At 73.7% G+C, this 10,970-nt stretch carries 14 protein-coding genes, 1 tRNA gene and 1 pseudogene; 9 read left to right on the top strand and 7 right to left on the bottom strand.

The features are described from left to right. Positions 1-1,454: hypothetical protein (locus VGP36_19725; GenBank protein HEV7656944.1), on the bottom strand; the 1,454-nt coding region annotated here is incomplete at its 3' end. Positions 1,455-1,711: 257 nt separating this feature from the next. Here VGP36_19725 and moaC point away from each other — a divergent pair. Genes moaC through VGP36_19710 form a run of 3 tightly spaced genes read left to right on the top strand, consistent with a single transcriptional unit; the run spans position 1,712 to position 3,119 of the window. Beyond that, positions 1,712-2,188, top strand: a complete 477-nt coding sequence (gene moaC / locus VGP36_19720; protein ID HEV7656943.1) for a cyclic pyranopterin monophosphate synthase MoaC — start codon at positions 1,712-1,714, stop codon at positions 2,186-2,188. Then, entirely contained in the window at positions 2,185-2,694 is a 510-nt protein-coding gene (locus tag VGP36_19715) for a MogA/MoaB family molybdenum cofactor biosynthesis protein (GenBank protein ID HEV7656942.1), read from the top strand. The genes moaC and VGP36_19715 overlap by 4 nt, the downstream gene beginning before the upstream one ends. Then, positions 2,691-3,119 carry a molybdenum cofactor biosynthesis protein MoaE gene (locus tag VGP36_19710; protein ID HEV7656941.1) on the top strand — a complete coding sequence of 143 codons (429 nt, stop codon included), beginning with the start codon at positions 2,691-2,693 and terminating at the stop codon, positions 3,117-3,119. The genes VGP36_19715 and VGP36_19710 overlap by 4 nt, the downstream gene beginning before the upstream one ends. 15 nt (positions 3,120-3,134) lie before the next feature. Here the strand turns inward: VGP36_19710 and VGP36_19705 are convergent, their stop codons facing one another. From VGP36_19705 to cpaB, 4 genes are all read right to left on the bottom strand, one after another. Then, positions 3,135-3,410 (bottom strand): MoaD/ThiS family protein, encoded by a 276-nt coding sequence (locus tag VGP36_19705; GenBank protein HEV7656940.1) that lies wholly within the window; start codon positions 3,408-3,410, stop codon positions 3,135-3,137. A 64-nt stretch (positions 3,411-3,474) separates the two neighbouring features. Further along, the gene (locus tag VGP36_19700) at positions 3,475-4,278 is read right to left on the bottom strand and encodes an Rv0909 family putative TA system antitoxin (protein HEV7656939.1); all 804 of its coding nucleotides are present in this window, start codon (positions 4,276-4,278) and stop codon (positions 3,475-3,477) included. Positions 4,279-4,676: 398 nt separating this feature from the next. Next, a complete protein-coding gene (mscL, locus tag VGP36_19695) occupies positions 4,677-5,075 on the bottom strand; it encodes a large conductance mechanosensitive channel protein MscL (protein HEV7656938.1) in 399 nt (132 codons plus the stop codon). A gap of 55 nt (positions 5,076-5,130) precedes the next feature. Then, positions 5,131-5,892: a Flp pilus assembly protein CpaB gene (gene cpaB / locus VGP36_19690; GenBank protein HEV7656937.1), complete on the bottom strand. Its 762-nt coding sequence runs from the start codon at positions 5,890-5,892 to the stop codon at positions 5,131-5,133. A 325-nt stretch (positions 5,893-6,217) separates the two neighbouring features. Here cpaB and VGP36_19685 point away from each other — a divergent pair, with 325 nt between their 5' ends. Next, positions 6,218-6,421 (top strand): hypothetical protein, encoded by a 204-nt coding sequence (locus tag VGP36_19685; GenBank protein ID HEV7656936.1) that lies wholly within the window; start codon positions 6,218-6,220, stop codon positions 6,419-6,421. A 14-nt stretch (positions 6,422-6,435) separates the two neighbouring features. Here VGP36_19685 and VGP36_19680 read toward each other — a convergent pair. Next, positions 6,436-6,582 (bottom strand): annotated as a pseudogene (locus VGP36_19680) (FmdB family zinc ribbon protein). A 35-nt stretch (positions 6,583-6,617) separates the two neighbouring features. Then, positions 6,618-7,211, bottom strand: a complete 594-nt coding sequence (locus tag VGP36_19675; GenBank protein ID HEV7656935.1) for a 5-formyltetrahydrofolate cyclo-ligase — start codon at positions 7,209-7,211, stop codon at positions 6,618-6,620. A gap of 18 nt (positions 7,212-7,229) precedes the next feature. On the opposite strand from VGP36_19675, the gene galU reads away from it, so the two are divergent. The 5 genes from galU to VGP36_19650 all read left to right on the top strand — a co-directional run bounded on the left by galU (position 7,230) and on the right by VGP36_19650 (position 10,965). Then, positions 7,230-8,120 (top strand): UTP--glucose-1-phosphate uridylyltransferase GalU, encoded by an 891-nt coding sequence (gene galU, locus VGP36_19670; GenBank protein ID HEV7656934.1) that lies wholly within the window; start codon positions 7,230-7,232, stop codon positions 8,118-8,120. Positions 8,121-8,151: 31 nt separating this feature from the next. Further along, on the top strand, positions 8,152-9,387 hold the full coding sequence (gene glp / locus VGP36_19665; GenBank protein HEV7656933.1) for a gephyrin-like molybdotransferase Glp: 1,236 nt from the start codon (positions 8,152-8,154) through the stop codon (positions 9,385-9,387). 31 nt (positions 9,388-9,418) lie between these two features. Then, a complete protein-coding gene (locus VGP36_19660) occupies positions 9,419-10,027 on the top strand; it encodes a GNAT family protein (GenBank protein ID HEV7656932.1) in 609 nt (202 codons plus the stop codon). A 118-nt stretch (positions 10,028-10,145) separates the two neighbouring features. Then, entirely contained in the window at positions 10,146-10,862 is a 717-nt protein-coding gene (locus VGP36_19655) for a hypothetical protein (protein ID HEV7656931.1), read from the top strand. 29 nt (positions 10,863-10,891) lie between these two features. Next, positions 10,892-10,965: transfer RNA gene (locus tag VGP36_19650), tRNA-Ala, on the top strand. Positions 10,966-10,970: the final 5 nt, after the last annotated feature.

Genomic DNA, 10,970 nt, shown 5'->3' with positions numbered 1-10,970 from the left:
CCTGCGGGCGCCGCACCGGTGGGTGCGGTGTCTGTGGGTGCGGTGTCTCCGGGCGCCGCACCGGGGGGTGCGGTGTCGGTGGGTGCGGTGTCTCCGGGCGCCGCACCGGTGGGCGCCGCACCGGTGGGTGCGGTGTCTGTGGGTGCGGTGCCGGCAGGCCCGGTGTCTGTGGGTGCGGTGCCGGCAGGCCCGGTGCCGGCAGATGCCGTCCCCGCAGGCGCCGTCCCCGCAGGCGCCGTCCCGGCAGGCGCTGTGCCGGCGGGCTCGGTCCGTGCTCCGCTCGCCGGCGGGCTCTTCGCCGTGATCTTCGCCGCGCTCGTCTTGGCAGCGGCGCCCGCAGCATTCTGTGTGCTCTTGACCGCCGCGCCCTGCGGCGGGGCCGGCGTCTTCTCGGTCGCCGATGGCGCCGCTGCCGGCGGGCTCTTCGCCGCCGCCGCCTTCGTCACCGGCGCCTTCGGTGGGCTCGCCGCAGGTGCGTTCGCCGATGGGCGTGCTGGCGTCTGCGTCGGTGCCTTGGCCGGTGGCGTCGGCGTCGTTACCGCCGGTGTCTTCGCTGCTGGGTTCGCCGGAGCCCGTGTTGGCGCACTCGCCGGGCTGTTCGTAGGCCGGACCGGCCTCGGCGTGGCGCCGGCAGGCCGCCCGGCCGGAGACGGTGCCGGCTTCGTCTCGGCCGGCGGGGTCGTACCGGTCGTCCGGCCGTTCGTCCCGGGATTCTGTCGGACGACCGGACCCGGGGCGGCAGGCGGGAAGGGCGGTTCGACCGGGGTCGTCCTTCCAGGCGCGGCTGGATTCGACAGCGCGGCCTCGAACGCCGCCAGCGCAGCCGCAACCTCAGGATCGTGAAGTTCCACCGCCGCGCGCCCCGCCGACGGTTCCGCGGGCAGGTCGAGGGGGATCGAGGGCAAGGGCCACGCCGACGGCTCACCCGCCGCGGCCGTGAGCAGTCCCCGCGCCTGCACGGAATCCGCACGCCGCGCCGGATTCGGCTGCAGCAGCCCGTCGAGTACGGGACGCAGCGCCCCGACCCGCTTCGGCGTACCGCCGGGGAGCCGCCCCTCGACCACCACGTGCAGGCTCACGCCGAGCGACCACAGGTCGGCCGACCGGCCCGGACCGCCCTCGGGGGCCCGGTAGCCGGGCGTCTCCGTGCCGTCCACCGGCGTCGCCGCGAACCCCGTCACCGTGACCGCGTCGTCCTCGCCGAGCACGATGTCCTCGGGGGTGAGGTCGCCATGCGGCACCCGGGCCGCGACCAGCACGTCGAGCACCCGCAGCCCGATCCGGGCCGCGGCCGCGGGCTCGATCGGCCCGTCCCGCCGGACCACCTCGCCGAGGCTGCGACCGGGCGGCAGCACGCTGACCACCCAGGGCACACCCTCGTCGACGACCGCCTCCACGACGTGCGCGATCCCCAGGTGGCCGACCCGCGCGACCGCGGCCGCCTCCCGCAGCACCCGGTCCCGGGCCTGGTCCCGCTCGGCGTCCGGCATCCGCTCCGGGAGCGCGACGATCCGCGCGATCAGGTTGCGCCGGTCGACCTCGTCCCGGGCCCGCCACGTCCGACCGGCACCGGGCAGCGGCTCGAGCAGGCGGTAGCGCCCTCCGAGCAGCGTGCCGGCCATCGGCCGTTGCGACGTCGTCATGGTTCCGTTCTCCCTACCCAGCATGGTGGCAGTGCCACCGTCGAGTCGGGAGTGCCTACCCTGACGGAGTGCCCCAGCAGCTGACCCATGTCGACTCGCACGGCGCCGCCCGGATGGTCGACGTCTCCGCCAAAGCGGTGACCACCCGCGAAGCGACCGCTACCGGAAGAGTACGCACGACTCCGCAGGTCGTGGCCCTGTTACGGGAGGATGGCCTGCCCAAGGGTGATGCGCTGGCGGTCGCGCGGATCGCCGGCATCGCCGGTGCGAAGCGCACCCCCGACCTGGTGCCCCTCTGCCATCCGGTCGCGCTGCACGCGGTGACCGTGGATCTCGAGGTGGTCGACGACGGAGTGAGGATCACCGCGACGACCCGCACCGCCGACCGTACGGGGGTGGAGATGGAGGCGCTGACCGCCGTCGCCGCGGCCGGGTTGGCGCTGGTCGACATGGTCAAGGCGGTCGACCGGGCGGCGTCCATCACCGACATCCAGGTCGAGTCCAAGAGCGGTGGCCGGTCCGGGACGTGGGTGCGCTCCTCATGACCGATCTCGCGGGTACCCGCGCTGCCGTCATCACCGCGTCCAACCGCAGCTCACGGGGGGAGCGGGAGGACACGTCGGGGCATCTGCTGGCCGACCGGCTGCGGGAGCTGGGCTGCTCGGTGGGCGACGTGACCGTGGTCCCGGACGACGTGCCGGCGATCCAGGCGGCGCTGCGGGCGGCGCTCGCGTCGGGCGCGGACCTGGTCGTGACCACCGGTGGCACCGGCGTGACCCCGACCGACGTGACCCCGGAGGCGACCCGGCCGGTGCTGGAACGGGAGGTGCCGGGGATCGCCGAGGCGATCCGGCTGGCGGCCCGGGACCGGGTGCCGACCTCGGTGCTGTCCCGCGGCCTGGCCGGCACGGTCGGCGCCTCCCTGGTGGTTAACCTGCCGGGCTCGCCGGGTGGCGTCAAAGATGGGATTGCCGTGCTTGCGCCCATACTGGGACACGTACTCAGCCAGTTGCGGGGTGGCGACCACAAGCCCGGAGGGGGTCCGCAGTGACCGCGATCGAGCCGGGGCTCTGCGCGGTGACGAGCGAGCCGTTGTCCGCGGACGCCCACCAGGCGGCGGTCCTTAGCGATGCGTCCGGTGCCGTCGTCGTGTTCAGTGGCGTCGTCCGCGACCACGACCACGGCCGCGAGGTGGTCTCCCTCGAGTACGTCGGGCACCCCACCGCGGACGACGTCCTGCGGGCCTGCCGGGACGAGATCGCCGCCGACCCGAAGATCCACGCGATCGCGGTCAGTCACCGCATCGGCGAGCTCAAGGTGGGCGACACGGCCCTGGTCGCCGCGGTCGCGGCCGCCCACCGGGCCGAGGCGTTCGAGGCCTGCGAGCGGCTGGTCACCATCGTCAAGCAGCGCCTCCCGATCTGGAAGCGCCAGGTCTTCCCCGACGGCACCGACGAATGGGTCAACTGTCCCTGACCCCGCCGGGGCGGACTATCCGCCGGCGAAGGGCGGGAGGACGTCGATGACGGATCCGGCCGGGAGCGGGTGGGTGGCGTCCTCGCGGCGGACCGCGGTCCCGTCCACGAGCAGGCTCGAAGCGTCGAGCACCCGGTCCAGCGGAGGCCTCCCGCGGATCACGCCGAGGAGCTCACCGAGCGTCCGAGCCTCGACTGCCTGCTCCTCCCGACCAGCGGCCGCTCGTGCGCCCGCCCAGTACCGAACCGTCACCACCTGACCATCATGCCGCGCCGTAGGTCCCCCAGTCAGGTGCCACCGCGGCTGCGGCCGGAACAACCGCAACCCTCCGCGTACGCGGCGCCAAGATCCGCACTCAGCGAGTAGGAGACCCGCTCGGTCCAGCTGCCGGACCGTCCGTGTCGTCCGATGCGCCCGGAGCCGGCGGCGTCGACTCAGCGGTCGGCGCGACGGACTCGGAGGCCGGCGCAGCCGGGTCCTCAACGGCCGACGGAGTCGGCACGTCCGCGACCGGCGGGACGGGCTCGGAGTCGGCCGGCGCAGCCGGGTCCTCAACGGCCGGCGGGGTCGGCGGGACCGGCGGAGTCGGCGGGACCGGCGGGACGGACTCGGCAGCGGCGGACGTCGCCGGCTCGGCTGCCATCGACGCCACCGGCGTGGCCGGCTCTTCAGCAGCCGGCGTCACCGGCGTGGCCGGATCAGCAGCAACGGAAGGCCCGGGCGTCACTGTCTCAGCAGCCGAAGGCGCGGGCGTGGCTGTCTCAGCAGCGGCCGAAGGCGCTGCCGTCGCCGGGTCGGCAGTGGCAGTGGACGCCGAGTCGGCAGCCGCCGACGGAGTGGCGGACTCGGCCGGACCGACCGGCTCGGGGTTGTCGACGGGCCCGGGGGCCGGCGTCGTCACCGGGGGAGGCGTGGCCGGGAACCCGTCGTCCGCCGTCGCCGTACCGGCCGCCGCGTTGCCGCCGGCCGCCATCCGCTTGTCCGCGAGCTCGCCGACCTTCTCCCCGACCTGCTCGATCTTGTCGTGGTATTTCCCGCCGGTGCGCTTGTCGATCTGCTGACCGGCCTTGTCGACGGCCTGCCGGGCGTGCGGCGCGGCCTTGTCCAGGAGCGGAGCCGCCTTCTCCGCCATCTTCTTCGCCTTGTCCAGAAAGCCCATGGCGTCCTCCCTCTCCTGTGGCCACCGGCCGGCGGCATTACGCTGCGATCATCCTGACAGAGGGAGGTGAGTACGTGCCCGGCCCGCAGCCCGACGACGCACCCGTGCCGCCCACGGAGAACGCGGACCAACCTGTCCGGACTGATTCCGAGCCGATCGACACCATCGCGCCCGGCGCCCCGCCTCGTCCTGCACCGCGACCGAGGGTTGTCGTGCCCCGATCGTCGAACGACCGGCCCGTACTGCCCGACATCACCGACGACGAACGTGACGTCGGCTGGGGCGATCGCCCCGAGTCGGACGGCGACGAGCGTCTGTTGCGTGAGGTGCCACCGCACCACGGGAGTTGACCTCCGGCTGCCGCCCGCCACGCTGCGGGGCGGCAACTCCCGCAGGGGTCAGATGCCGCGGTTCTGCTGCTGGTCGCGGAGCAGGTCGCGGATCTCGGTGAGCAGCAGGATGTCGTCCGACGGGGCCGGCGGGTCGACCGGGCCCTGGCCGCGCTTCCGCCGCTCCTCGAACGTGTTGTACGGCGCCACGATGAAGAAGTAGATGACCGCCGCGGTGAGGACGAAGAAGATCAGCGCGTTGATGAACCCGCCGTAGTCGAACCGCTGGCCGTTCACGGTGAACGTGCCACCGGCGACGCCGCCACCGGAGACGAGAGCCACGAGTGGCTTGATGAACGACGCTCCGAACTGCGTCACGACGGCCGTGAACGCGGTGCCGATGGCGACCGCCACGGCCAGTTCGAGGACGTTGCCGCGCATGATGAAATCGCGGAAACCCTTGAGCATGTGCTGTGCCTCCAGGTCGATCTGCTGGCCAGGGTCGGGGCGAGAGTAGCGGTGTTCACGGAGACCGCACGCTGACGGTGAGGCGATGTCGCACGGCCGCTCCGGCCAGGTGACGCGCGAGCAGATCCGAGGTGGCGACGACGAGCACGGCGCCGTCGGCCGCGTCCCGTCCGCCGAGCACGGCCAGTACCCGCACTCCGGCGGCGATCTCGACCGCGTCACCACCGGTCTGCGTGCCGTCGGGTGCGACGGGCGTGCCCAGCACGTCGACCCGGTCACCGGGCCGGACCAGCGCGGCGGACTCGGGGTCGGCCAGTCGGACCGGCACCGCCGCGGACTCCCCGGGGCCGAGCCCGGCCGCGAGCCCGGGCCCGACGACGCGGGCATCGGTCACCGGTTCACCTCGCCGGATCGGCCCGGCGGCGAGCCGCCCGATCAGGTCCGACGGGCGCCCGGCCACGCCGGCCGGCACGGCCGTGACCGGCAGTGCGGTCGTCTTCAGATCGGTCGCCGCCAGCGCCGTGCCCGGGGCGAGATCGTGTGCCGCCACCACGACGGATGCCGTCGCGACGGCCGGCGTCGCCGCGACCGGCGCCGGATGGGGTCGCAGGGCCAGCAGCGTCGCGGCGACGAGCAGGATCCCTATCAGCACCCGGCGCGGCCATCCGGCCAGCCGCGTACCGACGCGGGCCAGCGCGACCCGCTGCCGCCCGCGCCGTCGCTCGGCCTCGGCGGGATCGACCGGGCCCGGATCGGGATCGGGGATCTCCACGTCGTCCTCGTCCAGCCACCTGCCGTCCGGCAGCCAGGTCGCCACCCGACCGGTCGGCAGGGTGAGCCCGCCGAGTGGGCGTGGGACGGTCGCGACACCGCCACCCGCATCCTCGACAGGTGGGTCGCGCCGGCGCGGAGCGGATGATCCGCTGAGCCAGGCCAACCCCGATCCCGGAGACGGCGACGCGTCATCCGGGGGCAGCGGCAGGACGTCGGGAGCCGCCCAGACCGGGGCGGCTCCGCGGGAGGCGTGAGTGGTGGCGTTCACCCGCAGGACGCTAGGTCGAGCGGAACCGGAAGGACCCGCTCAATCGCGATCTGTGGATACCGGAACGGCCTGTGGACGACCGTTTCAGGATGCGGCGGCCGTGCTGGTAGACCCTGAGGACGTACCGGACGACGTCGCCGCGGTCGACGACCCGGACGACGACGAGCTCGATTCCGACGAGTCCGAGGAGGACGACGACGATGACGACTCAGCCTTCTTCGCGGACGAACCGTTGTCCTTGTCCTTCGCGGACGAGGACGATCCGGCCGGCAACTTCGCGCTCTCGCGGCTGTCGTTGCGGTAGAAGCCGGAGCCCTTGAAGACGACCCCGACCGCGGAGAAGACCTTCCGCACCTGGCCCTCGCACACCGGGCAGACGGCGATCGGGTCGTCGGAGAACGACTGCACCGCCTCGAAACGGTGACCGCACGCCGATTCCTTGCAGGCGTACTGGTACGTCGGCACGCCGACCTCCTGTTGGCACTCTCATCGGTGGACTGCTAATCGTCATGGTGCTCCACGATCGGCAGTTCCGTCCACCCGATCACCGGGGAGACGGCGGCTGTCACAGTCCTGTCCCACGGATCGGCGGGCAACCGTTCGACGAGCTCTCCGTCGTGCAGCAGCGCGATCAGTGGAATCTGGGCCGGGACCACCGCGAGCGCCCGATCGTAGTAGCCCCCGCCACGTCCCAATCGGACCCCGCGGTGGTCCACCGCGAGCGCTGGGATCAACACCGCGTCCGCCGTCGCGATTCCGGCCGCTCCCACCCGCGGCCCGTCCGGCGCGAGGGTCCCGAGCGCGCCCGTCATCAGCGCCGCCGCCCCCGCATACGGGGCCCAGTCCAGACCCCTGTCCACGACCACCGGAAGGAGGACCTCGGTGCCGCCGTCCCGCAGCGCGTCCAGCAGTCGCACCGACCCGGGCTCCCGCCCTACCGGGACGTACGCGGCGATCCGCCCCATCCCACCCAGCCGGTCCAGCACGTGCCGGGTCAGCGTCTCGGCGGCGAGTCGGAGCCGGTCGGGGGACAGCGCCGCCCGGTCGGCCAGCAGACGCGCCCGCCAGCCCCTTTTCCCGCCTTCGGTGCTCACGCCGACTAGTCTCGCGGCATGTCTGAGCAGCCCCGGCCGCGCAAGGCCGTCATACCGGCCGCCGGCCTCGGCACCCGGTTCCTGCCAGCGACCAAGGCGATCCCGAAAGAGCTGCTGCCGGTCGTCGACGTGCCCGCTCTGGAGTACATCGTCGCCGAGGCGGCGGGCGTCGGGCTCACCGACGTCCTCGTCATCACCAACCGCGGCAAGGAAGCCATCGCCGACCACTTCGACCGCGCGCCGGAGATCGAGGCGGCGCTGGAGAAGAAGGGCGACGCCGAGCGGCTGGCCGCGGTGCGGCGCTCGGCCGACCTCGCCAACATGCACTACGTCCGGCAGGGCAACCCCCGCGGCCTAGGCCACGCGATCCTGATGGCCGAGGCGTTCGTCGGGGACGAGCCCTTCGCCGTGCTGCTCGGCGACGACATCGTCGACGAGCGTGACGAGCTGCTCCAGCCGATGCTCGACGTGCAGGCCGAGTTCGGTGGCTGCGTGGTCGCGCTCATGGAGGTGCCGCGGCACTCGGTCTCGCTCTACGGCTGCGTCGCGGCCGAGCCGACCGGCCGCGAGGGTGTGGTCAAGGTCACCGACCTGGTCGAGAAGCCGTCCCCGGACGACGCGCCGAGCAACCTGGCGATCATCGGGCGGTACGTGCTGGCGCCGAGCATCTTCCAGACCCTGCACAACACCGCGCCCGGTCGCGGCAACGAGATCCAGATCACCGATGCGCTGCGCGAGCAGGCCACGGCCGGCCAGCCGATGCACGGTGTGGTCTTCCGCGGCCGCCGGTACGACACCGGCGACAAGGCCGACTACCTCAAGGCGGTCGTCCGGCTGGCCTGCGACCGGCCCGACCTCGGTCCGGAGTTCCGGCAGTGGCTCGAGGACTTCGTGGCGGGACGGGCGTGACGGCCGGACGCGCGGAGCGGGACCTGCGCCGGTGAGCGGAGCGCGGCCGGTCGACGAGCATCTGCGGCGGGTGCTGGCCAACCTGCGGGTGCCGGAGCCCATCGAGCTCGCCCTGCTCGACGCGCAGGGGCTGCTCTGCGCCGAGGACGTGCTCGCCGACGCGCCGCTGCCCGGGTTCGACAACTCCCAGATGGACGGGTACGCGGTGCGTTCCGCGGACACCGCCGGCGCGTCCGAGCAGAGCCCGGTCGAGCTGCCCGTGGTCGGCGACATCCCGGCCGGCTCCCGCGCCGCCCGCGGCGTCACCCGTGGCCTCTGCCTGCGGATCATGACCGGCGCGCCGATGCCGTCCGGGGCGGACGCGGTCGTGCCGGTCGAGTGGACCGACGGCGGCGTCGCCCGGGTCCGGATCGACCGCCCGGCCGAGCCCGGCCTGTACGTACGCCGCACCGGCGAGGACATCCGCACCGGCGAGCTGGCCGTCCGGGCCGGCACCCCGATCGGCCCGGCGCAGGTCGGCCTGCTCGCCGCGGTCGGCCGGGAGCGGGTGCTGGTCCGCCCGCGGCCCCGGGTGGTCGTGCTGTCCACCGGCAGCGAGCTGGTGGACGTCGGCCGCCGTCCCGGCGCGGGCGAGATCCTCGACTCCAACAGCTACGCGCTGGCCGCCGCCGCCCGCGACGCCGGCGCCGAGGTCTACCGGGCCGGCATCGTTCCCGACGACCACGCCCGGCTGCTCAGCGTCCTGGAGGGCCAGGTCGTTCGGGCCGACCTCATCGTCACCTCCGGCGGCGTCAGCCAGGGCGCGTACGACGTGGTCAAGCAGGCGCTGAGCGAGCTCGGCACGGTCGAGTTCGTCACCGTCGCCATGCAGCCGGGCCAGCCCCAGGGGTTCGGCACCCTGGGCGCGGACGGCACCCCGATCTTCTGCTTGCCCGGCAACCCGGTCAGCTCGCTGGTCAGCTTCGAGGTCTTCGTCCGCCCGGCGATCCGGCTGATGCTGGGCAAGCGGCACCTGGTCCGCCGCAGTGTGACCGCGACGACGCTGGGAATGCTCTCGTCACCGCCGGGCCGCAGGCAGTACCGTCGCGGCCTGCTGCACCGGGAGGCGGACGGTCGATACTCCGTCGAGCCGGTGGGCGGCGCCGGCTCGCACCTGCTCGCCGGCCTCGCCCAGGCGAACTGCCTGATCGTGATCGACGAGGAGGTCACCGAGGTGTCGGAGGGCGATCAGGTCACCGTGATCCCGTTGCTGCTCGCCAGCGCCTGACGGCGGTGCGGACGAGGACGGGGCCCGCCCGATGAGCCGGCACCCTGGCTGGCCGGCGCGACTGCAGGACGAGCGGATCGGGTTGCGGCCGCCGCGGCTGCGCGACGCCGGCACGTGGAGTTCGCTGCGGCTGCGCAACGAGGCCTGGCTGGCGCCATGGGAGCCGACCTCGGGTGAGTCGTGGGCGGTGCGGCATTCGGTGGCCAGCTGGCCGTCCGCGCTCGGCTCACTGCGGCGGCTGGCCCGGGCGGGCGTGGTCCTGCCGTTCATGATCACGTACGACGACCAGCTCGTCGGCCAGCTCACCGTGAACAACATCGTGCGCGGGGCGCTGCGCTCGGCGCAGATCGGATACTGGGTGGACGAGGGCCATGCCAACCGCGGTATCACCACCACCGCCGTCGCGCTCGCCGCCGACCACTGCTTCGGGTCGGTCGGCCTGCACCGGGTCGAGGTCGACATCCGCCCGGAGAACGCGCGCAGCCGCCGGGTCGCGGAGAAGCTCGGCTTCCGCGAGGAGGGGCTCTACGTCCGCTACCTCGACATCGACGGCGGCTGGCGTGACCACGTGACGTACGCGCTGACGGTCGAGGACGTGCCCGAGGGGCTGCTGCGCCGGCTCCGCCAACGCTCCGCCTGACGCCGTCCGCAACCCGAACTCTCAACCGGACGTCGACACTCCCGCGCGCCTCCACGACCCGAGGTCCCGGTCTGGCTAGCGTGATCACGTTTGTGAATGGTGTGACGGGAGGGACACGATGAGCTCGACGATCCTCATGGCCATCGTGCTCGTGATCATGTGGCTGGTGGTCCTCGTGCCCATGTTCGTCCGCCGCGGCGACGACCGGGCCGAACTCCGGTCGATGGACAAGTTCGCGACCGCGATGCGGGTGCTGTCCCGCCGCGGGCCGGCCAGCGGCGGGGTCGCCGGCAAGCGCCGGTACGCGACCGCCCCGCCCGCGCCGTACGCGGACGGAGCCTCGCCGGTCCGCGCCGCCGCCCGCGATCGGATGATGCGCCGGCGCCGCCGCACCCTCGGCGTGCTGGCCACGACCGCGGTGCTCGCCGCCCCGGCCGCGCTGGCGATCAGTTCCTGGCTCTGGTTCGCGCAGGTGCCGGCCACGTTGCTGCTGGCCGGGTACGTCGGCTGGCTGCGGACGCAGGTCCGCCGCGAGTACGAGCGCCGCACCCGGCGCGCGGTCATGTTCGGCGAGGCGAGCCAGCCGGCCTCCGCGTCCGAGCACACCGTCCGCCGCCCGGCCCGGATCGCCGCCGCGGTTGGGGCCGACGAGGTCGCGGCGACGCCGGACCGTTCCTGGCGTCCGGTCCCCGTGCCGGCCCCGACCTACGTCACCGCCCCGGTCGTCCGCCGCCGCACCGAGAGCATGATCGACTTGGACGACGACGACCTCACCTTCGCCGACCTCGACGCCGCGGACCCGGCCTACGACCGGCCCCGCGCGGTGAACGAGTAGCCGCCCTGCTGCTATCCTCTACGCGGCTTGGGGCTGTAGCGCAGTCCGGTAGCGCACCTCGTTCGCATCGAGGGGGTCAGGGGTTCGAATCCCCTCAGCTCCACCCAG

Source organism: Mycobacteriales bacterium (genome assembly GCA_035995165.1).
Taxonomy (GTDB): Bacteria; Actinomycetota; Actinomycetes; order Mycobacteriales; family CADCTP01; genus CADCTP01.
The sequence above is the reverse complement of the archived record's forward strand: the minus strand, read 5'-3'. Positions and strand labels throughout refer to the sequence as shown.